This is a genomic window from Stenotrophomonas sp. AN71 (genome assembly GCF_050435725.1).
Lineage (GTDB): Bacteria > Pseudomonadota > Gammaproteobacteria > Xanthomonadales > Xanthomonadaceae > Stenotrophomonas.
Window position 1 is genome coordinate 43,884 of sequence record NZ_JBNDKU010000012.1, and the last position, 21,484, is coordinate 65,367.

Genomic DNA, 21,484 nt, shown 5'->3' on the forward strand with positions numbered 1-21,484 from the left:
CGGCATCCACCGGGCGAAGCGCAGGCTCACACCACCTCGCGGCGGATGCCTACCGGACGCGCATGCTCATCCATGTGCAGCGTGGCCGCCTTGCAGCCGATCAGGCGCTCGGCCAGCCCGGTGCTGGCGCCGAGATCGGCCGCCACCTCGTTGAGACTGGCCAGCGGGCGCGGCAGTCGCCGATCGTGGCCGCGGAAGCGCGCGCGGTTGTACTCGGCCCAGGAGATCAACAGCACGGCCGCGCACAGCAGCATCAGTGGCAAGGCCACCAGCACGTAGGCATCGAGCTGGTTCTGCCGTTCGTACAGTTGATGCCAGGCCAGCTGGCCGCCGATCAGCCACGAGAACAGGGTCACCAGCGGTGCCCACAGGTAGAAGTAGAAGCCCCAGAACGCCAGGGTGACAAAGCCCCAGGCAGTGCGCTGGAAGCGCGGCTGGCGGTGCGGCTTGCGGATCATCCGCGAGTCGAAACGGTTGGACGGGTGCTGCGCGTTCATTGGATCCCCCGGTCAGGACTGGTCCAGGTGGCGCGCTTGCTGCGACGGCGCAGCAGGGTCTTCGGCAGCGCCACCAGGGTGGTGGAGAGACTGATCAGCCAGTACGCCATCGGGTACCAGATGACCCAGAAGTAGTTGCGTCCAATCTGTGTTTCGTAACGACGGTCGATGATCAGGCTGCTGGCGAACTGCAGCAGGCAGACCAGGGCCAGAATCACGCCATGCCACTCGGGCAGCAGGCTGGCGATGTGCAGTTGCGGGGGCAGTTCGATGAATTTTCCCAGCGCCCACAGCAATACGATGAAGAGCATGGTGTAAGCCCAGATCACGCTCAGCACGTACTCGACCAACACCCCCCACATCCGGCGCTCCTTCCAGTGCAGCAGCGAGCGGGCGTGGCGCAGCATCACCTCCACGCCCCCTTGTGCCCAGCGCAGCCGCTGCCGCCACAGGCCCTTGAGCGTCTCCGGCATCAGGATGAAGCACAGTGCATTGGGTTCGTAGCGGATATCCCAGTGCGCGCGCTGCAGGCGCCAGCTGATGTCGATGTCCTCGGTCACCATGTCATCCGACCACCATCCCACCTGGTGCAACGCGGTGCGGCGGAAGCCGGCGATCACCCCGGAAATGGTGAAGATGCGGCCATACACGCGCTGGGCGCGCTTGATCATGCCGATGATCGAGGAGAATTCAGCCACCTGCAGGCGGCCGAGCAGGGTGGAACGGTTGCGGATGCGTGGGTTGCCGGTGACCGCGCCGACCCGGTTGCCACTGACCAGGTGCCAGACCATCCAGTGCAGGGCATGTTCTTCCAGCATCGCATCGCCGTCGATGCACACCAGGTACTCCGAACGCGCGGCCAGCGCGCCCATGCGCAAGGCGTTGGCCTTGCCCAGGTTGCGGTCCAGGTGCAGTACGCGCAGGCGCGGGTGCCTCGCCGCCAGCGCATCCAGGCGCGCGCCGGTATCGTCGCTGCTGCCATCGTCGATGGCGATGACTTCATAGTCGGTGGGGTATCGCTGCGCCAGCGCCGCACCCAGCGTGTCGTCCAGGTTGTCCGCTTCGTTGTGGCAGGGAACCAGCAATGTGGCGAACGGCGGATCGACCATCAACGGAGGATCATTGCGCGGACGCGAATGGCGCTCGCGCCGGAAGTAGTAATACAGGCCACCGGACATCCAGAAGAACGCCATCACCATCGGATAGTAGAAGGCGAACTGGAACAGGACCTGCAGCAGCGGATGCATTTGCACGTCACTTCTCCGGGTACGGGAAGGTGCCGGCGGACATCGCCGCACGGGCATCGCGGGTGGAGGGCTGGTCGGCGATGAAGTCATCCGGATACCAGGCGAAGTGGTGCACGCCCTGTGCCTGCAGCTGACGGATCTGCGCACGCAGGCGGTCGGCGGGAATCGGCTTGCCGGTGCGCCAATCGACGGTCTGCAGCTCGAACAGGGTGTGCTGCAGCTGCGGGTCGTGCGCGCGCACCGCCACCAGCAGCTGATCCAGCCACTGCTCCGGGTGCGGGCTGCTTTCCATCCACGGCATCGCCATCAGCGCGGTCTGGTCGTACGCCTTGTTGAACAGATCCAGGCGCTGCGCGAACCAGGCTTCGCTCTGTGGACGAAGCACCGGCTCGGCGTACAGGTTGCGCACGGTTGCCAGCTTTGGCCGCCAACGCTGCGCACTGTCGCGCAGGGCCAGAGTGAAATCGATGAGCGCTTGGGTACGTGCGCTGCCATCCCGACCGGCCGTCAGCGCTGGCAGTTCGGTATCGCGCAGGTAGCCATCGTCATGGAACAGCAGGCCTTCGAAGTAGGAGTTGACCGCCAGGTCCTCGTAGATGTCGAGCATGATCTGGCGTGCCTTCGGGTTGGTGAAGTCCAGCCGGTACATGCCGTCTGCATCGCCGTTGCGGATCGCCAGCGCCTTGCGCTGTAGCGGGTCGGGCAGTTCGAAGCCGAGCACCGGCAGCCAGGCGTAGACCTTCACTCCCGCGCGGGATTTCAGCTGCCAGGCAACCCGGCTGAACAGGTCCGCCCGCATCGGCATGTGCCGGTTCGGGAAGTACAGGGCGTCGGCAGTGTTGTTGCCATCCGGGTCGGCGAAGGCCTGCAGGTAGACATGGGTCGGCGCGATGCGCTTGACCCGTTCGATCAGTGCGTCGAGATTGCGCGCCTGCTGTGCCGGGTCGGGGTCGTACACATCGTCCAGGTCGATCTGCAGGGCACGGATGCCATCGAGGGCGACGTCGCGGCGCAGCTCGTAGGCCAGGCCTTCCACGGTCGGGTTGTCGCTCACCAGCAGTCGTGCGAGGCCATGCAGGTCGCTGGCCACCGGCGTGCTGCGGCCCTCGAGGTCGAACGAGACCGGCATGCCCAGCTGTTCGGCGATATCGTTGCTGAGCTGGTTGTAGGCGGCATATGGCCAGACGATCGCACGCGGGCGTACGCCCAGGTGCTGCTCGATGCGCTGCACGCTGCGGCTGAGATCGGCGCGCAGGCGTTGCTCGTACTGCGCTTCGGTTTCGTAACCGTGCGTTGCCGGCGTGTAGATGCGGGTGACTACCGCGGGCGTGGAGTTGCCCTGCGGGTTGGCGAGCACGCCGTGATGCAGGTCGTCGGTGTGGCTGGCCACTTCGATCAGGCCACTGTCGTGCATCTGCTTCAGCTGCGCCCAGGTGACGAAGTCGTCATGGCCGAACGGACGATAGCCATAGTCGATGGTGCGGCCCGGTGCCATGTCCACGTAGTCGGTGATCACCGCCACCAGCGCCGGATAGTGGTAGGCCTGCAGCAACGGAAACGCTTTGTCGTAGACGCTGCGCAGGCCGTCGTCGAAGGTCAGCAGCACCGGCTTCGGCGGCAGTGTGGCGCGGCCCTGTGAGGCCTCGATCAGCTGCGACAGTGACACCGGGTGGTAGCCGTGCGCGCCCAGCCAGTCCAGGTGCGCGGCGAAGTTCTGCGTGCTGACAGCGTAGCTATCGGCATCACCCTTGGCCGCCACCTGGTCGCGGATGTCGTGGTAGCTGAGGATCAGCAGGCCGTTGTCGATCGCGTCGAGATGCAGGGCCTGCTGCGCGAACGCCGGTGGCATCACAGCCAGCAGCAGGAGCACGATCAGTCGCAGGATGCGGGTCATGTCAGTCTCCCCAGCGCAGTGCGGCTTCGAAGCCGATATGGCGCTCGCGGTGGCCGTCGTAGACCGGCCGCGACCAGCGCACGCCGTACTCGAGCGCGCGGCCCGGGCCCAGCTGCCACTCGTGCATGTAGGACACAGATGGCACCAGTGCGCTGCCGAAACCGTCCTGCCAGTAGTCACCCAGCGAGACGGTCAGGCGATGCCGGAAGTGGCGCTCGTAGTGCCGCCACAGCTGCTGGTCGATGCGTAGGCCGACCTCGACCATGCGGTCGCGCCTGGGGTTGAAGTAGGGCGCATCTTCGCGGCTGCCGCGACTGGTATAGGCACTGGCCAGGCCATCGATCAGCCAGCGCGGACGGGTCAGCAGGCGCTGTTCGAGACTGGTGCTGAACAATTCGCGCTGGTTGCCATCGTCGTAGCGGAACCGGCTGGCGCCGAACGCCCAGTGGGTCAGCTCGTTGCGCCGGTAGTCCACCTGCGCGGTCACGCTGTCGGCGGTGATGCCGGCCGCGCGTGCCTGCATCGAGGCGTCCGGATCGTTGCGCGCGGCCACCAGGCCGGCGTGCCAGTAATCGTTGAATTGCCAACCCAGGCCGAGGCGCAGGCCGGTATCGCCGATGTGGTCGTTGGCGCGAAGCACCGCAGCTTCCGCATCGAGCTGGCCGAAGCGATAGCGCACGCCCGCACCCAGCCACAGCGGATCGATGCGCTGGTCCTGGAAGTCGGTCGAGCGCCGGTCGGCGAAAGCGAACAGCCGCCAGCGATCGTCGAGGATCGGCGTCTGCACTTCCATGCCATAGCGGCGATCGTTGTTGCCCAGCGGTGAGGTACCACCGCCGCCGGAGCTGTGGCCGATATCGGTCCAGGCTTTCAGCTGCCAGCCGCGATGCGCGCGCCAGGCCTGGTCCATGCGCTCCACGGCGGGTTGGGTGGGGTAGCGCGCGACCAGGTCGTCGTGCAGTGGCCGTGCCAGGTCATCGCGCTGAAGAGCAACGAAAGCCTCTTCCATGCCCAGCCGCGGTTCGATGTCGCGCGGGTCCAGCGCATGTGCCATCTGCTGCCGCTGCAGTGCCATGCGCGGCCAGCCGCGCATCATGTAGACGCTGCCCAATGCACTCTGCAGGCCGCCGTTGCCGGGAGCGATGTCGACCATCGACTGCAGGTCATGCTGCGCGGTGCGCAGGTCACCGCTGTAGGCGCGCACCATCGCCAGGTTGAGATCGGCTTCGTAGCGCGACCAGTTCGCGTATGGCGACCTGCCATTGCTCCAGCGCCACGCCGGCTCCTTGTCGCGCCACGCCTGCAGCAGGTCGATGGCCTTTTCCTGCTGCTCGCTTTCCAGGTAGGCGTAGGCCAGTTCCGAATGCGAGGCATCGCGTGTCGGGTCGCCGGCCACTGCAGCCTGCAGCACCGGGATGGCTTCTTCCGGGTGCAGTGTCCCCATCAGCGAATCGCCCACTGCCGGCAGCACGTAGTCGGGCAGCACGTGGCCTTCGGCCTGAAGGGCCCGCGCTTCATCGCGCACCTGTGCATGGCGACCCAGCCGGTTGAGCAGGATCAGCCGGTCCATGCGGATGCGCAGTGGCGCCTGTGAGGACGGGGTGCCCTCGCTGCCGAGGTAGCGCTGCATGCGGGCCAGGGTCGACTCGGCCTCTTCCAGGCGGCTGTCTTCGCTGCTGCTGTAAGCCAGGCTCCAGACCACCAGTTTGGCCAGGTAGTCGCCTTCCAGGCGCTGCCGTTGGGCATCGTCGAACAGTTGCGGCCGCTGCTGGTACAGCTCCCAGGCGCGCCAGGCATTGCCGATGTCGCCCAGGGTCAGTACGCGCAGTTTGAACAGCAGGTCGTCATCGGGCTGTTGCTGGCTGGCGCGCTCGATCGCGCCCAGTGCGTCCAGCCAGCGGGCCTGGTCGCGGTAACGGCCGATCTCGGCCAGCGCTGCTCCACGGTCGGGCGGGGCGGCGCTGCTGGCCCAGGCCAGGGCGGTGCAGGCGAGGCCGACGCACAGCGCCAGCCGACGGTGGACAACCATTGGGGACCCCCTTGGCTTCCGAACCAGACAACCTTGAAAAATGTGACGCACATCACATGCCAGATTTCGGGATGGCCGTGGCCTGCGTCACTCCCTTCGTGCACACCCGCCCAGTCAGGACGGATACAACCCGGACAGCGACCTGCAATGTCTGTCTGAAACGAAAGTCCCCCGCACACCGAGTGGTGGCCTGGACGGCGGAGCCGCCCCCATGCCCGATGCCGGCACGCGGCAAGGATGGGCATTCGTGGGCACTATCCGCCCCGAATTGTCAGCCCGGCGTCAACGTACGGGACAGGGCCGGGCGGCCATGGATGAGGCCGCCAGAGCGGCCCGCCTGGCTCACCAGAGGTCTTCCAGCTTGCGGGGCTTGCAGGCCACCCAGGAGGCGCACAGCATCAGGGTGGCGCAGCCGAACAGGAAGCTGAAGGGGAGCGTCCAGCCATTGCTGACCGTGTGCAACCAGCCCACCAGGAACGGGCCCAGGCAGCTGAAGCTGTAGCCCACGCCCTGCATGAAGCCGGACAGCGCCGCCGAGCCGGTGGGCGTGCGGGTGCGCAGGTTGATCAGGGTCAGCGCCAACGGGAAGGTCGATGGGCCGACGCCCAGCAGGCACGCCCACAGCAGCGGTGCCTTCATCGGCGCCAGCAGCAGGCCGGTGAACGCGATCACGAACGACAGGAAGCCGATCAGCACCAGCGGGAACGGGTTCTGCAGGCGTACCGCCATCGACGGGATCACCAGCGACGGCAGCAGGCCCAGCGCCGAGAACACCGCCACCATCACGCCACCGAAGGCGGGTGTGCCACCGGCCTCGACCACGATGCGCGGCAGCCAGGTGAACATCGAATAGGTCATCAGCGAGGTCATGCCGAACATCAGCGTCATGCTCCAGCCCAGCGACGTGCGCCAGACCTTGCCATGCGGCTGCGCGGTGGGGTCGGTGGCGTCGGCCTGCGGCTTCGGCGCCTGCCTGGCCAGTACCAGCCACGGCAACGCGGCGGCCAGTGCGAGCAGTGCCCACATGCCCAGCGACACACGCCAGCCTGCAGCGTTGGCGACCGGCACCGCCAACAGCGCCGGCAGCATCGTGCCCAGCTGCAGCACGCTGATGTAGAGCGTGCTCATGGTGCCGACCTTGTTGGCGAAATAACGTTTCACCAGCGGCGGCACCACCACGTTGCCGATGCCCATGCCGGCCAGGGCCAGCACCGAGCCGAGCAGCAGCGTGCCGACGTTGCCGGCGCTGGAGCGCAGCAGCAGGCCGGCCATTGCCATCACCATCGCCAGCAGGGTGGTGCGTTCCAGGCCCAGGCGCCGCGCCAGTGCCGGGGTGGCCACGCCGAACAGTGCGAACGAGGCAGTCGGCAGCATGCCCAGCACGCCGGTCATGGTGGTGCCGAATCCGAACTGCTGGCCGAGTACATCCAGCAGCGGTGTGATCGAGGTGACCGCAGTGCGCAGGTTGACCGCTGCCAGCAGGATCGCGGCGAAGGCCAGAACGCGGCCGTGCAGCAGCGACGGCGAATCGGTGGTGGTGGAGCTCATCGGTGGTCCTTGCAGGTGTCGCACACCGCGAACGTGGCGTGCAGCGCCGACATCGGGCTGCGCCGATGCGGCAGGTGGGGGAGTGGCTGCAGGTGGGCCGGCAGCGCGGCCATTGTACGTGCGTGGTCCGGCAAGGTCCCGTCATGCGGGTATGCCGGGCGCTGGATACAAAAAAACCCGGAGGACGTTGAGTCTTCCAGGCTTCTTGGTGACCACCGGAGTGGTCGGGGAGACAGGATTCGAACCTGCGACCTCTACGTCCCGAACGTAGCGCTCTACCAGACTGAGCTACACCCCGAAGGGAGCCGCCTATTCTAGCGATTTACCCCGATGGCGGCAAGAGGTAAATGCTGTTTTCTTCACACTGCCGAAGCAGTGCCACTTCAGGGAACAAAAAAGCCTGGACGACTTCACCAGGCTTCAATGCGACCACAATCGTGGTCGGGGAGACAGGATTCGAACCTGCGACCTCTACGTCCCGAACGTAGCGCTCTACCAGACTGAGCTACACCCCGAAGGAGCCGCCTAAGATACCGTGTGAAGGCCAAGGCGGCAAGGCTTTTTTACGGCTCAGTGACGATTTTCCTTGTCGATGCGGTTCTGCTCGCGAGCTTCGAACCACATGCCGTTGAGGATGGCCACCGTCGAGGCGAGGCCGGCACCAAGAATCCAGGCGAAATACCACATGTTCAATCTCCTGTGTGCAGGGCAGGTGCCGGCCTTGGGCCGGCACACTGGCAATCAGTAAGCGTTCGGGTTGTTGCCCATTTCTTCGCTGGTGGTCTTGCCCTTCAGCACGCGGTACACCCAGGTGGTGTAACCGATGATGATCGGCAGGAACAGCGCCGTGGCCAGCAGCATGATCCACAGGGTCAGATGGCTGGACGAGGCATCCCACACGGTCAGGCTGGAGGTGGGCTGGCTCGAGGACGGCAGCAGGAACGGGAAGATGGCGAAGCCGACGGTGAAGATGATGCCGGCGATGGCCGCACCGGAGGCGATGAACGCCAGGCCGCCGCGACGGGCACGCAGCAGCACCGCGCTGGCCAGCAGGCCGATCAGGCCCGCCAGCGGGGCCAGGATCGTGGCCGGCATCGCGCTGTAGTTGCGCATCCAGCCACCCGCGGCACCCAGTTCGGCGGTCTTCAGCAGCGGATTGGTGGCGCCATCGGTGACCACCTGCGAGGTGATCTGGTAACCCGGCAGACCGAAGGCGACCCAGGCACCACCCGCAGCGAACAGCACGAAGGCAATCACCGCGGCGATGCTGCCGAAGCGGGCGGCACGTTCGGCCACCGGGCCATCGGTCTTGAGCACCAGCATGGCGGCGCCGTGCGCGACCAGCATCGACACGCTGAGCAGGCCGGCCAGCAACGCGAAGGGCATCAGCAGGCCGAAGAACGAGCCGGTGTAGAAGATGCGCATGCTGTCATCGAAGTGGAACGGCACGCCCAGCAGCACGTTGCCCACCGCCACGCCCATGATCAACGCCGGGATGAAGCCGCCGATGAACAGCGCCCAGTCCCAGGTGCTGCGCCAGCGCTCGCTGGGCATCTTGCTGCGGAACTTGAAGCCGACCGGGCGCAGGATCAGCGCGAACAGGATCACGAACATCGCCAGGTAGAACCCGGAGAAGCTGACCGCATACAGCGGCGGCCAGGCAGCGAAGATCGCACCGCCACCGAGCACCAGCCACACCTGGTTGCCTTCCCAGACCGGGCCGATGGTGTTGATCACCAGCCGGCGCTCGGCATCATTGCGGGCGACGAAGGGCAGCAGGGTGCCCACGCCCAGGTCGAAACCATCCATCACGGCGAAGCCGATCAGCAGCACGCCGAGCAGCAGCCACCAGATCACGCGCAGCGTGGTGTAGTCCAGAAGAATGAAATCCATCGTGGTTCTCCTGCCTCAGGCCTGGCCGGCGGCGGGCGCCGAGGCATTGTGGGAAGCATGCGGCGCAGGCGACTGCAGCGACGGCAGCACCTCGTCCGGACCCTTGCGGATCGCCTTGAGCATCAGCTTGATCTCGACCACGATCAGCGCGGTGTAGATCGCGGTGAAGCCGGCCAGGGTCAGCACGATTTCGTGCAGGGCCAGGCCCGATGCTGCGTAGAAGGTCGGCAGCACGCCATCGACCGCCCACGGCTGGCGACCGTACTCGGCTACGAACCAGCCGCATTCGATGGCGATCCACGGTGCCGGCAGCGTCCACAGGGCCACCTTCAGGAACCAGCGCTTGTCCTGGAAGTTGTTGCGGCACGAGTAGTAGAAGGCCAGTGCGAAGAAGGCGATCAGGTAGAAACCGAGGCCGGCCATCACGCGGAAGGTCCAGAACAGCGGCATCACGCGCGGCACGGTATCCATCGCCGCCTGTGAGATCTGCTGCGGGGTGGCGTTGAGGATGTCATCGCGGTAGCGCTTGAGCAGCAGGCCGTGGCCCAGATCCTGCCAGTGGCGGTCGAACATCTCGCGGGCTTCGACGTCGTTCTTGTTGGCACGCAGGCGTTCCAGTGCACCGTAGGCCAGCTGGCCACCACGCACGCGGTGTTCGGCGCGGTCGACCAGTTCCAGGATGCCCGGGATCGGCTGGTTCAACGATCGGGTGGCGATCAGGCCCATCAGGTACGGGATCTTCACCGCGTAGTCATTCTGGTGGGTCTGCTGGTTGGGGATGCCGAAGGCGGTGAAGTCGGCCGGCGCACGCTCGGTTTCCCACATCGCTTCGATCGCGGCCAGCTTCATCTTCTGGTGTTCGCTGGCGGCGTAGCCGCTCTCGTCACCCAGCACCACCACCGACAGCGAGGACAGCAGGCCGAACGCTGCGGCCACCGCGAACGAACGGCGGGCCAGATCCTTGTGCTTGTTGCGCAGCAGGAACAGCGCGCTGATGGCCATCACGAACACCGCGCCGGTCACGTAGCCGGCACTGACGGTGTGCACGAACTTGGCCTGTGCCACCGGGTTGAACACCACCGCCATGAAGTCGACGACTTCCATGCGCATGGTTTCCGGATTGAACACCGCACCGGTCGGGTTCTGCATCCAGCCATTGGCGATCAGGATCCAGATCGCCGACAGGTTGGTGCCCAGTGCCATCAACCAGGTCACCATCAGGTGCTTGACCTTGCTCAGGCGGTTCCAGCCGAAGAAGAACAGGCCGACGAAGGTGGCTTCCAGGAAGAAGGCCATCAGGCCTTCGATGGCCAGCGGCGCACCGAAGATGTCACCGACGTAATGGCTGTAGTAGGACCAGTTCATGCCGAACTGGAACTCCATCACGATGCCGGTGGCCACGCCCATGGCGAAGTTGATGCCGAACAGGACGCCCCAGAACAGGGTCATCCTGCGCCATATGTCCTTGCCGGTCATCACATAGACGCTCTCCATGATGGCCACCATGAAGGACAGGCCAAGGGTGAGCGGTACGAATAGGAAGTGGTACATCGCGGTCAGCGCGAATTGCAGCCGCGACAGTTCTACGACTGTCTGATCAATCATGGCCTGGCTACCTCGTTGGATAGTGCCGTTGCAGGTGGCGGGAAGGGTGGTCTACGACGTGAATGATGTGACCGACTACTTCAAACAGCCTTGATCCAGATCAATGTATGAACAGGTACGCGAAGGGATCGTATGCGAACCCGATGCAGACTGCGACCGCCGGCCGCAGGGGCGGGCTGTTGCCTGCGCCTACAATGCCGTGTATCCCCCGTGACCCGTGAAGACCCCTTGAGCGCTGCCGAAACGACCCCTGACGGCCTTTCCCAGGATGCTGAATCCGCTCGCCAGCGGCGTGCCCGCACGGCCTGGCTGGCCGATCTGGCGCGCTCTGCCCGAGGCCGCCAGCGCGTCGCGGCGTTGTGCATCAGCGTATCCGGCGGGTTGCTGATCGGCCAGGCCGCAGCCATCGCCTGGCTGGTGCAGCAGGTCCTGGTGGATCGCGCGCCGCTGGCCTCGGGTGTGCCTGTGCTGGCAGCGTTGGCGCTGATCCTGGTGCTGCGCACGCTGCTGGGCAGCGCTACCCAGGCGGCGGCAGGCGATGTGGCCGACGCTGCGCGGCTGGCACTGCGCGAACGCGTGTTCGCGCGCCTGCTGGGTCACGGCCCGCTGTGGCTGCGCCAACGCCGCACCGGCGAACTGGGCGAGCTGATGCTGCATCACGGCGATGCGATCGAGAGCTATTACAGCGGGTTCCTGCCGGTGCGCACCGAGGTGGTGGTGGTGCCGCTGCTTATTCTGGCCGCCGTAGCCTGGGTCGACTGGGTGGTGGCGCTGATCCTGTTGTTCACCGCGCCGCTGGTGCCGTTCTTCATGATGCTGGTGGGGTGGGGCGCCGAAGCTGCCGGCCGCGCCCAGCTGGGGGAGTTGGCGCGGATGAGCGGGCACTTCGCCGACCGCATCAAGGGCCTGGGCCTGCTGCGGCTGTACGGCCGTGGCGAGGCCGAGCTGGCCGGGGTCGAGGCGGCGGCCGAAGGCGTGCGCCTGCGCACCCTGAAGGTGCTGCGGATCGCCTTCCTGTCGTCCACCGTGCTGGAATTCTTCGCGTCGGTCAGTGTGGCGATGGTTGCCCTGTACCTGGGCCTGAGCTATCTGGGCATGATGTCGCTGCATTCGACCGTGCCCACGCTGGGTGCGGGCCTGTTCTGCCTGCTGCTGGCGCCGGAGTTCTATGCACCGCTGCGCCGGCTGGCCGCCCATTATCACGACCGTGCCAATGCATTGGCCGCGGCTGCCGAAGTGGAGCGCCTGCTGCACTCGCTGCCTGATGAGCAGGGCCTGATCGAGAACGAGATCGCGCCGCAGGCGGTGGAGCCGGCCGAGGCTGCGTTGCCGCCGCTGCGGGCTCAGGGGCTGGTGCTGCGGCCGTTGGGTGCGCCGGATGACGTGCTGCAGGATCTGGATGTGCTGCTCGAGCCGGGCCAACGGCTGGCCCTGGTCGGCCCCAGTGGCAGTGGCAAGAGCACGCTGCTGGAAGCCCTGGCGGGCTGGTTGCCGCCGCGCGCCGGCAAGCTGCAGCTGCGCCCCGGCGTGCAGGTGGCCTACGCCAGCCAGCGCCCTTACCTGTTCCACGGCAGCATTGCCGACAATCTGCGCCTGGCCGATCCCGGAGCCAGCGATGCGCGCCTGCGCGCGGTGGCCGAGGCCGCGCAGGTGCTGCAGTTCGCCCAACGCCTGCCACAGGGCCTGGATACGGTGATCGGCGAGCGCGGCTTCGGCCTGTCCGGTGGCGAGGCCCGGCGCGTCGGCCTGGCAAGATTGCTGCTGCGCGACCCGCAGGTGCTGTTGCTGGATGAGCCGACCGCCTTCCTCGACACCGAGACCGAGGCGGCCTTGCTGCGCAGCCTGGCCGCGTATGCGCGCGGCCGCAGCGTGGTGGTGGCCACTCACAGCCCAGCCGTGATCGCCTGGGCCGACCGCTGTCTGCTGCTGCCGGAAGGTCGTCTGGTGGAACCGGCACAGGCGGTGCGCGCATGAAGCGCTCGTCCGATTCCTTGCGCGCGGTGTTCCTGCGCCATCGTCCGCGCCTGCTGCTGACGGTACTGCTGTTGTGGACCACGATGCTGGCCGGCACCGCGCTGCTGGGGCTGTCCGGTGGCTTCCTCACGGCCGCCGCGTTGGCCGGTGCGGCCGGTCTCGGCCAGGGTTTCAATTTCTTTTCGCCATCGGCCGGCATCCGTGGCCTGACCATGGCGCGCATCGTGTCGCGCTACTTCGAGAAGCTGGTTGGTCATGACGCCACCCTTCGCATCGCCCGCGACCTGCGCGTGTGGTTCTTCCGCCGCGCGCTGCCACTGGCACCGGCACGGCTGGGTGCCACGCGTACCGGCGAGCTGCTGGCGCGTCTGCTGGGGGACATCGGTGAAGTCGATGGACTGCTGGTGCGCGCGATCGGGCCGCTGGTGGCGCTGGGTGCGTTGTCGCTGGTCGCGGTGGCGTCGGCGGCGCTGATCCTGCCATCGGCGGCGCTGCTGCTGGCCGCGCTGGCGCTGCTGATCGCCTTCGGTGTGCCATGGCTGGGCGTGCGTGGCCACGATGATGAAGAGGCCGACCGTGCCGCGCATCGCGCCGCACTGCGTACTGCCGCGTTCGAAGGCCTGGAAGGGGCAGGTGACCTGGCCGCACTGCATGCCGATGCGGCCTGGCAGTTGAAGGTGCGCGTGGCGGCCAAGCAGCTGGCCTCGCGCGACCGGCGCCGGCGCTGGCGCTTGATCGCGGCCTCGACCCTGCATGGGCTGGTTGCCGGACTGGGGCTGGTGGCGATGCTGGCACTGGCCCTGCACGCGGCCGAACAGCAGCGCATCGCGCCGGAAATGGCGGCGGGCCTGGTGTTTCTCACCGTGGCGTTGATCGAGCTGTGGGCCGGCATGGGCCTGGCCTGGCAGTCGTTGCAATCCGGCCGGATCGCCGCCGATCGCCTGCAGGCCATCGTCGAGCAGGTGCCGACGGTGGAGGATCCGCAACTGCCGCAGCCGGTCCCGGCGGCCGCACGGGTGCATTGGGACGACGTGCATTTCCAGTGGCCAGGCGCAGCGCGACCGGTGTTGTCCGGCCTGCAGCTGACCCTGGCGCCGGGCGAGCGCATCGCCATCCGTGGAGACAGCGGCAGCGGCAAGACTACGCTGTCCAGCCTGTTGTTGCGCCTGTGGGATCCCCAACAGGGGCGGATCACCTATGGCGGACGCGACCTGCGCGATTTCGTCCAGGCCGACTGGCACCGCCAGCTTGCATGGCTGCCGCAGAATGCGCCGGTATTTGCCGGCAGCGTCGCCGAGAATCTGCGCCTGGGTGATCCCGGGGCCAGCGACGCCGCATTGTGGGCCGTGCTGTGCCGCGTGCGCCTGGGTGAATGGGCCGAGCGCAACGGCGGCCTGCAGACCTGGGTGGGCGAGAACGGCGCGACCATGTCGGCCGGGCAGGCGCGCCGCCTCGCACTGGCCCGCGCGCTGCTGCGCAACGCGCCGATCCTGCTGCTGGACGAACCCACCGAAGGCCTCGACGTGGATACCGCGCACGCTCTGCTGCAGGATCTTTCAGGACTGCTGGACGGGCGCAGCCTGTTGATGATCACCCATGACGACCTGCCCGAAGGGGTTGTCGACGCGCAGTACCGGTTGTGCGATGGCGTGTTGATCCGCGAAGCGTGAATGGTAGTGCCGGCCGCTGGCCGGCAACCTCATGGCGCTATGGCGCTTGATACGGAATTGCCGGCCAGCGGCTGGCACTACCGATTGCGGGGGTTACCGCGCAAACTCGCGCAGCATCACCGCGATCGAGGCCACGTTGGCCAGCACGCACAGCCAGAACACCCATTGGAACGAGGCCTTGCGGTGCTTGTGGCGGAACAGCGCCTGGCCCAGCAGTGCGCCCGGCCAGCCGCCGGCGAAGGCCAGCAGCTGCAGGGTGCGTTCGGGAATCCGCCATTGCTTTCGCTGTGCAGCACGCTTGTCGTGCCCATACAGGCCGAACGACACCGCGCTGGCCAGCAGGCACCAGCCGCCCAGCCACGGCGGCAGCACGCCGCTGATCATCAGCGCGATCAACGCGCCGAAGGCGGCCAGCGCCAGATTACGCCGCCACGCCACTTACAGGGCGTCGAGGAAATCGCGCACGGCCGGGCCGAAGCGATCGAAATCGACCAGGAAGGCGTCGTGTCCCTGCGGCGATTCCAGACCGATGAAGCGCGCATCGGCACCACCGGCGCGCAGGCCATCGGCGACCTGTTGCTGCTGCTGCACCGGGAACAGGATGTCGGTGTTGGCGCCGATCGCCAGTGCCCTGTCCACCCGGATCTTCGCCAGCCCGGCCAGCACGTCGCCGTCGGCATACTCGGCCAGGTCGAACCAGTCCATCGAACGGCTCAGGTACAGGTAGCAGTTCGGATCGAAGAAGCGCACGAAGCGCCGTGCGTGGCCTTCCAGATAGCTCTCCACCTGGAACTCGAGGCCGAACGGATCGTCATCGGTCTGGTCCGAATCCAGTCGCACGCGGCCGAAGCGGCCATCCCACTCCAGGGCCGAGCGGTAGGTGATCACGCCAAGCTTGCGCGCCATGCGCATGCCGGACTCGGGGTACTCGGCATCGTCGTAGTGACCGCCATTCCAGCGTGGGTCGAGACGGATTGCCTCGCGCTGCAGCGAGCGGATCGCGATCGAGAACGGCAGCGCCTGTGCGCTGCCGGAAATATTGACGTGACTGCGCGCGATGCCCGGCTGCAGCATCAGCACGGCCAACGCGGTCATGCCGCCCATCGAATTGCCGATCACGCAGGCCAGCCGTTTGATGCCCAGTGCATGCACGACCTCGATCGCGGCGCGCGCACCGTCCTCGATCGACAGTTCGGGGAAATCCAGGCGGTAGGGTTCACCGGTTGCCGGATTCAGCGAGGCCGGGCCGGTCGAGCCTTTGCAGCTGCCCAGCGAATTGATGCAGACCACGAACCAGCGGCGCGTGTCGATCGGCTTGTCCGGACCGACCATCGCCTCCCACCAGCCTGGTGCCGGGTTGGCGTCGTTGGCTGCGGCATGCGCGTCCGGCGACAGTCCGGTGACGATCAGGATCGCGTTGCTGGCATCGGCGGCCAGCGTACCCCAGGTCTCGTAGGCCACGCGCGCGCCGTGCAGGGCGCCGCCGCGCTTGAACGGGAACGGCGAGGGCAGGGCGTGGAAACGGGTGCCGGGAGGAATGAATTCGGTCATGCGGGCATTCTAGCGGGGCCGCATGTGGAGCTGGCGACACGCTGGTTTCCATCGGCGATGTATCCGGTGGTGCCGGCCGCTGGCCGGCAACCCCATGAATCCTGATACGTCCGCGTGGTTGCCGGCCAGCGGCCGGCACTACCGGGTAGGTGATGCTAGGGAAAGCGCAGCTCCACCACGCCTTCATGCGGCAGGTTGACCTTCACCGGAACGCTCTGCAGGTCGTCGTCGCTGCGGTTGGCGCTGCCCGAGCGCGAGATGCGTGCCAGCACTTCCACTTCGCGATGTGCCGACAGCGGCGCGGTCGGCATCGGACTGTCACCGTCACCCAGCCCGACCGTGGCCGGGAAACCGGCCAGCGGCAGCTTGCGTGCGGCCACTGGCATCGGCGGTCCCCCCACGGCCCGCGCCAGTACGAACACTTGGGTGCTGGCGGGCCAGTGCGCACCCTGCAACGCAGGCAGCTGCACGCGCACCTGCAGCAGTGCGGGCGGTGGTTCGGCAGCCGTATCGGGGGCCTGGCCGGCGGCCTCGCGGGCGATGGCGATCTGCGCCTTCAGCGCCTGTGCGGCCCCTGGCTCCAGCCGCGGCAGCAGGCCACTCCATACGTCGGCAGCCTCGGCGTTCTTCCCACGCTGGCGCAGGGCAATGCCCAGCAGCCAGCTGGCGCGCTCGGCATCGGGGGCCTGTGCATGCGCCTGCTGCAACCAGGCCATCGCGATGTCATCGAACTGTTTGCCGGCATCGGCCTGCGCGCGCGCCTGCGCGGCTTCCACCAGTACGCCCGGATCATCCGGCGCCAATGCGGCGGCACGCGCGAAGGCGTCCGCTGCGGCCGGGATATTGCCCAGTTCGGCCTGCGAACGACCCAGCAGCGCCCAGCCATCGGCGCGCTGCGGGTCACGCTTCAGCGCGTCCTGCAGGGCCTGCACGCCATCACGCAGGGTTGCCACCGAAGGCGCCGGCTGCACCTGTGCCGCACGTGGGTCACCCACCAGCACATACAGGCAGGCGCCGGCCACGCCAAGTGCGAGCACACCCACCGCGAAGCCGCGGCGACCGTGCTGGCGCAGCGGCCACAGCACCAGCGCGGCCATCAGCGCAGCCACCAGACCGGCAAGCATCGGCAGCCACTGGCTCACCAGCTGTCTCCTTCATCATCCTTGCTGGCCGCTGCGGCGGCTACCGTGCGTCCACGGCGGCGGACGATGCCCGCCACCACCAGCGTACCAGCAGCGAGCACCAGCAGCGGGCCCCCCCACAACAGCCAGGTGCCCGGCTGCAACGGTGGCTGGTAGAGCACGAACTCCCCGTAGCGGGCCACCAGGAACTGCTTGATCTGCGCGTCGTCGTGGCCCTGCTGCATCAACTGCAGTACCTCGCGGCGCAGGTCCTGCGCGATCTGCGCGTTGGAGTCGGCCAGCGACTGGTTCTGGCACTGCACGCAGCGCAACTGCGCGGCCAGGTCATGGAAGCGGCGCTCCTCGCCGGCATCGCGGAACTGCAGCGGTTGCGGGTCGTGCAGCGGCTGCTGGGCCAGCGCGGCCAGCGGCAGCACCAGAAGCAGCAGCGCCAGCAGCCAGCGCATGGGCTCAGGGCGCCGTATGCAGGGTGTTGCCGGCACTGCCCTGGGCCTTCTCGATCTTCTCCAGCGCCGGGATCAGCTTCTCGTCGACCACGCGCTGGGTCATCGCACCGCTGTACTTCCAGCGCACGATGCCGCTGCCGTCGACCAGGAAGGTCTCCGGTGCGGCGGTCACGCCCCAGTCGATTGCAGTGCGGCCTTCAACATCGCTGAGCACCACCATGAACGGATTGCCCAGCTGTTCCAGCCAGTGCAGGGCGTCGTTCGGGTCGTCCTTCCAGTTGTAGCCGATCACGCGCACGCGCTTGCTCTCGGCGAAGCGGGTCAGCACCGGGTGTTCTTCGCGGCAGGCCGCGCACCAGCTGCCCCATACGTTCAACAGATAAGGGGCGCCGCGCAGGTCGTCGCTGTGCACGATCATCTCCGGGTCGTGCAGCACCGGCAGCGCGAAGGCCGGCGCCGGCTTGTCGATCAGCGCAGACGGCAGCACGCCGCGCTGCGGGTCGCCGGATTTCATCACCCCGTAGATCATCAACCCGAGCAGGCCGAAGAAGAACAGCACGCCGATCACGATGGCTACCGGCGGCAGCGGGCGGGAGGGGCGCGGGGCGGGGGACTCGGACATGGGAACTCCTACGGACGACGGAAACGGCGGTCGGCGGCGGCGATGAATCCGCCCAGGGCCATCAACAGCGCGCCCAGCCAGATCCAGCGCACGAACGGTTTGATGTGCACCCGTACCGCCCATGCATTGTTGCCCAGCGGCTCGCCCAATGCCACGTAGACATCGCCGTCGAAGCGTGCATCGATGCCGGCCTCGGTCATCACCTGGCCGCCACTGGCGTACTGGCGCTTCTCCGGATGCAGCAGGGCCAGCTCGCGACCGTCGCGGAACACCCGCAGGTGGCCGCGGTCGGCGATGAAGTTGGGACCTTCGCGATGGTCCACGCCTTCAAAGCGCACTTCGTGACGCCCGACCACCACCTGCTCGCCCGGTGCCAGTGCCACTTCGCGTTGCACGTTCAGGGCTTCCACCAGCAGCGCGCCCGCCAGGAACACCGCCACGCCGGCGTGGGCGACGATCATGCCGAGCATTTCCGCAGTGAAGCGGCCGTTGCCGCGCACGCGCTGCCAGACGAAGCGCGCGGTGCCGAGCCCGACCCAGGCCGCAGCGGCCACGCCGATGCCGGCTTTCCAGCCGTTCTGTGGTGCCTGCCACCAGGCCAGCGCGCCAAGCAGCACGGCCAGGCCCAGCCACGGGGCCAGAAGCGCGAACGCGCGCGAGGGCTGGTCGCGCTGCCACTTCACCAGCGGGCCGAACGGAAGCAGCAGCACCATCGGCGCCATCAGCAGCAGGAACAGGCTGCCGAAGTAGGGAGGGCCGACCGAGATCTTGCCCAGCGACAACGCATCGGCCAGCAGCGGGTACAGCGTGCCGAGCAGCACCATCGCACAGGCGCTGGCCAGCAGCAGGTTGTTGGCCAGCAGCAGGGTCTCGCGCGAGGTCGCGGTGAAGCCACGTCGCGGGTCGTCGGCGTCCACGCTCAGCTGGCTGGCACGCAGGGCGTACAGCAGCAGGCTGCCACCGACCAGCAGCGACAGGAACACCAGGATGAACAGGCCGCGCGAAGGATCGGCAGCGAACGAATGCACGCTGGTCAGTACGCCGGACCGCACCAGGAAGGTGCCCAGCAGCGACAGCGCGAAGGCGGCGATCGCCAACAGCAGCGTCCAGCTGCCGAAGGTGCCGCGCTTTTCAGTGACGGCCTGCGAGTGGATCAGCGCCGCACCGACCAGCCACGGCATGAAGCTGGCATTTTCCACCGGGTCCCAGAACCACCAACCGCCCCAGCCCAGCTCGTAATAGGCCCACCAGCTGCCCAGCGCGATGCCCACGGTCAGAAAGCCCCAGGCGACGTTGGTCCAGGGGCGCGTCCAGCGCAGCCAGCGCGCGTCCACGCGGCCTTCCAGCAGTGCGGCCACCGCGAACGCGAATGGCACCGCAAAGCCGACGTAGCCGATGTACAGCATCGGCGGATGGATGATCAGCCCCGGGTCCTGCAGCAGCGGGTTGAGGTCGCGGCCTTCCAGTGGCGCCGGGTTCAGGCGCAGGAACGGGTTGGAGGTGAAGATCAGGAAGGCGAGGAAGCCGACGCTGACGATGCCCATCACCGCCAGCACGCGCGCCTGCACCGGTGCTGGCAGGTGCCGCGAGAACAGTGCCACTGCGCCGGTCCACAGCGCCAGCACCAGTGCCCACATCAGCAGCGAACCTTCGTGCGCGCCCCACACCGCCGAGTAGCGGTAGATCATCGGCAGCAGTGAATTGGAGTTCTCGGCCACGTAGCGCACCGAGAAATCCTGCTGCACGAACGCGGCGGTCAGTACCGCGAAGGCGCCGGCCACCAGCAGAAGCTGCGCGAACGCTGCCGGCCGTGCCACCGCCATCCACGCGCTGTGGTTGCGATGCGCGCCGACCAGCGGCAGGCCGGCTTGCAGCAGCGACGCCAGCAGCGCGCACAGCAGCAGGATCTGACCCAGTTCGGGCAGCACTCAGCGCACCTCGGTCGGCGTTACCGGCACATCATGCTTGCGATGGGCATCGCCCATCTTGTCGGCCACTTCCTTCGGCACGTACTTCTCATCGTGCTTGGCCAGCACTTCGTCGGCGACGAATGTCCCATCCTGCAGGCGGCCGCTGGCAACCACCGCAGTCCCTTCGGCGAACATGTCCGGCAGGATCCGCGCGGTGGTCACGGCCAGCTGCGCATCGCCATCGGTCACTTCGAAGCGTGCTTCCAGCGAGCCCACCGGGCGATTGAAGGAGCCCTTGACCACCATGCCGCCGAGGCGGAAGCGCGACTGCGCATCGACATCGCCGCGCAGCACTTCCGAGGGTGTGTACAGATAGGCGATGTTGCGCTCCAGCGCCATCGCCACCAGCGCGGTGGCCAGGCCGGAGGCGAGCAGAGCCAGCAGCACCCACACCAGGCGGCGTCGCTGAACCGGGGTCATCGTTCCAGCTCCGTCGACAGCGGGGCGGCGTCCTGCCTGCCGCCCCGGGCCTGCTGGCGCTGCTGCCGTGCCACGGCCAGGCGGTGCGCCAGGCGCAGGCGCAGCCACGAACCGATGGCATCGGCGCACAGCACCAGCACGAACACGGCGTAGGCGCCGATCACATAGGGCAGGTGGGTCATGGCTGTGCCTCCTGCGGGCCGGGCGCGGCATCGACACGGCCTCCGACCCAGGCCTTGCCGGCCTCGCGGTCGAGGTTGTCGGCGCGCGCCTTGGCCAGCACCGAACCGGCGAACCAGAACTTGGTGCCGATCACCATCCACCACAGCGGCGCGATCATCGCGCTGCTGATTGCCGATTCTCCGAACACATTGATCGACTGGCGCTGGTGCAGGCCGCCCCACCAGTCCACCGAATAGCGGATCACCGGCAGCAGGCTGACGCCGACGATGGCCAGCAGGCCCGCCGCGCGCGCGGCACTGCGGCGATCCTCGATGGCGTGGTACAGGCCGATCACGCCCAGATACAGGAACAGCAGCACCAGTTCGCTGGTCATGCGCGGGTCCCAGTCCCACCAGGTGCCCCAGGTGCCCTTGCCCCAGATGCTGCCGGTGAGCAGGGTGATCAGGGTGAAGCCGGCGCCCATCGGCGCGCAGGCCATGGCCAGGATCTCGCAGACCTTGATCCGCCAGATCAGCGCGATGGCGGCATACAGGGCCATCAGCGCGAACACGAACAGGCTCATCCAGGCGCTGGGCACGTGGATGTAGAGGATGCGGAAGCTGTCCAGCTGCTTGGCTTCCGGCGGTACCACCAGCAGCGCCTGCCACATGCCGACCAGCAGCACCGGCACCGCGGCGAGGTAGAACAGCCGCGACCAGCGGGCAGCGAAGCGGTCGAATGTGGGGGGCGAGCCGAGTTGGTGGAACCAGCGGACAATCGGATTCATGCGTGGCGGCTATCCAGCAGGGGTGGA

At 67.4% G+C, this 21,484-nt stretch carries 19 protein-coding genes and 2 tRNA genes; 2 read left to right on the forward strand and 19 right to left on the reverse strand.

Annotated elements, in window-relative coordinates; translation table 11 throughout:
• Nucleotides 1-26: 26 nt before the first annotated feature.
• The 10 genes from pgaD to ABH900_RS16975 form a co-directional block, all read right to left on the reverse strand.
• Complete coding sequence (gene pgaD / locus ABH900_RS16930; protein WP_429624297.1) at nt 27-497, reverse strand: poly-beta-1,6-N-acetyl-D-glucosamine biosynthesis protein PgaD; 471 nt, start codon at nt 495-497, stop codon at nt 27-29.
• Nucleotides 494-1,744 (reverse strand): poly-beta-1,6-N-acetyl-D-glucosamine synthase, encoded by a 1,251-nt coding sequence (gene pgaC / locus ABH900_RS16935; RefSeq protein ID WP_429624378.1) that lies wholly within the window; start codon nt 1,742-1,744, stop codon nt 494-496. The genes pgaD and pgaC overlap by 4 nt, the downstream gene beginning before the upstream one ends.
• Nucleotides 1,745-1,751: 7 nt before the next feature.
• Nucleotides 1,752-3,638: a poly-beta-1,6-N-acetyl-D-glucosamine N-deacetylase PgaB gene (gene pgaB, locus ABH900_RS16940; protein ID WP_429624298.1), complete on the reverse strand. Its 1,887-nt coding sequence runs from the start codon at nt 3,636-3,638 to the stop codon at nt 1,752-1,754.
• 1 nt (nt 3,639) lies between these two features.
• A complete protein-coding gene (gene pgaA, locus ABH900_RS16945) occupies nt 3,640-5,667 on the reverse strand; it encodes a poly-beta-1,6 N-acetyl-D-glucosamine export porin PgaA (protein ID WP_429624299.1) in 2,028 nt (675 codons plus the stop codon).
• A gap of 342 nt (nt 5,668-6,009) precedes the next feature.
• Nucleotides 6,010-7,215 carry a CynX/NimT family MFS transporter gene (locus ABH900_RS16950; RefSeq protein WP_429624300.1) on the reverse strand — a complete coding sequence of 402 codons (1,206 nt, stop codon included), beginning with the start codon at nt 7,213-7,215 and terminating at the stop codon, nt 6,010-6,012.
• 221 nt (nt 7,216-7,436) lie between these two features.
• Nucleotides 7,437-7,513, reverse strand: a tRNA-Pro gene (locus tag ABH900_RS16955).
• 140 nt (nt 7,514-7,653) lie between these two features.
• Nucleotides 7,654-7,730, reverse strand: a tRNA-Pro gene (locus tag ABH900_RS16960).
• A 55-nt stretch (nt 7,731-7,785) separates the two neighbouring features.
• Nucleotides 7,786-7,902 (reverse strand): cytochrome bd-I oxidase subunit CydX, encoded by a 117-nt coding sequence (gene cydX / locus ABH900_RS16965; protein WP_006457009.1) that lies wholly within the window; start codon nt 7,900-7,902, stop codon nt 7,786-7,788.
• A gap of 54 nt (nt 7,903-7,956) precedes the next feature.
• On the reverse strand, nt 7,957-9,108 hold the full coding sequence (gene cydB, locus ABH900_RS16970) for a cytochrome d ubiquinol oxidase subunit II (RefSeq protein ID WP_429624301.1): 1,152 nt from the start codon (nt 9,106-9,108) through the stop codon (nt 7,957-7,959).
• Nucleotides 9,109-9,123: 15 nt separating this feature from the next.
• Nucleotides 9,124-10,713: a cytochrome ubiquinol oxidase subunit I gene (locus ABH900_RS16975; RefSeq protein ID WP_429624302.1), complete on the reverse strand. Its 1,590-nt coding sequence runs from the start codon at nt 10,711-10,713 to the stop codon at nt 9,124-9,126.
• A 228-nt stretch (nt 10,714-10,941) separates the two neighbouring features.
• Between ABH900_RS16975 and cydD the strand changes: the two genes are divergently transcribed.
• Both cydD and cydC read left to right on the forward strand, forming a co-directional pair.
• Nucleotides 10,942-12,687 (forward strand): thiol reductant ABC exporter subunit CydD, encoded by a 1,746-nt coding sequence (gene cydD / locus ABH900_RS16980; protein ID WP_429624303.1) that lies wholly within the window; start codon nt 10,942-10,944, stop codon nt 12,685-12,687.
• A complete protein-coding gene (gene cydC, locus ABH900_RS16985; protein ID WP_429624304.1) occupies nt 12,684-14,357 on the forward strand; it encodes a thiol reductant ABC exporter subunit CydC in 1,674 nt (557 codons plus the stop codon). Before cydD ends, cydC begins: the two co-directional genes overlap by 4 nt.
• A gap of 93 nt (nt 14,358-14,450) precedes the next feature.
• Here cydC and ABH900_RS16990 read toward each other — a convergent pair whose 3' ends face one another.
• The 9 genes from ABH900_RS16990 to ccmC form a co-directional block, all read right to left on the reverse strand.
• Nucleotides 14,451-14,795 (reverse strand): DUF1294 domain-containing protein, encoded by a 345-nt coding sequence (locus ABH900_RS16990; RefSeq protein WP_429624306.1) that lies wholly within the window; start codon nt 14,793-14,795, stop codon nt 14,451-14,453.
• Nucleotides 14,796-15,908 (reverse strand): homoserine O-acetyltransferase MetX, encoded by a 1,113-nt coding sequence (gene metX / locus ABH900_RS16995; protein ID WP_429624307.1) that lies wholly within the window; start codon nt 15,906-15,908, stop codon nt 14,796-14,798.
• A gap of 155 nt (nt 15,909-16,063) precedes the next feature.
• Nucleotides 16,064-17,053: a tetratricopeptide repeat protein gene (locus ABH900_RS17000; protein WP_429624379.1), complete on the reverse strand. Its 990-nt coding sequence runs from the start codon at nt 17,051-17,053 to the stop codon at nt 16,064-16,066.
• Nucleotides 17,047-17,496 carry a cytochrome c-type biogenesis protein gene (locus ABH900_RS17005; RefSeq protein WP_429624308.1) on the reverse strand — a complete coding sequence of 150 codons (450 nt, stop codon included), beginning with the start codon at nt 17,494-17,496 and terminating at the stop codon, nt 17,047-17,049. Before ABH900_RS17005 ends, ABH900_RS17000 begins: the two co-directional genes overlap by 7 nt.
• Nucleotides 17,497-17,500: 4 nt before the next feature.
• Nucleotides 17,501-18,118 carry a DsbE family thiol:disulfide interchange protein gene (locus tag ABH900_RS17010; RefSeq protein ID WP_429624309.1) on the reverse strand — a complete coding sequence of 206 codons (618 nt, stop codon included), beginning with the start codon at nt 18,116-18,118 and terminating at the stop codon, nt 17,501-17,503.
• 8 nt (nt 18,119-18,126) lie between these two features.
• Nucleotides 18,127-20,046, reverse strand: coding sequence for a heme lyase CcmF/NrfE family subunit (locus ABH900_RS17015; protein WP_429624310.1), 1,920 nt, complete (start codon nt 20,044-20,046; stop codon nt 18,127-18,129).
• Entirely contained in the window at nt 20,047-20,508 is a 462-nt protein-coding gene (gene ccmE / locus ABH900_RS17020) for a cytochrome c maturation protein CcmE (RefSeq protein ID WP_429624311.1), read from the reverse strand.
• Nucleotides 20,505-20,690, reverse strand: a complete 186-nt coding sequence (locus tag ABH900_RS17025; protein ID WP_429624312.1) for a heme exporter protein CcmD — start codon at nt 20,688-20,690, stop codon at nt 20,505-20,507. Before ABH900_RS17025 ends, ccmE begins: the two co-directional genes overlap by 4 nt.
• A complete protein-coding gene (gene ccmC, locus ABH900_RS17030; RefSeq protein ID WP_429624313.1) occupies nt 20,687-21,457 on the reverse strand; it encodes a heme ABC transporter permease CcmC in 771 nt (256 codons plus the stop codon). Before ccmC ends, ABH900_RS17025 begins: the two co-directional genes overlap by 4 nt.
• Between the last annotated feature and the right edge of the window lie 27 nt (nt 21,458-21,484).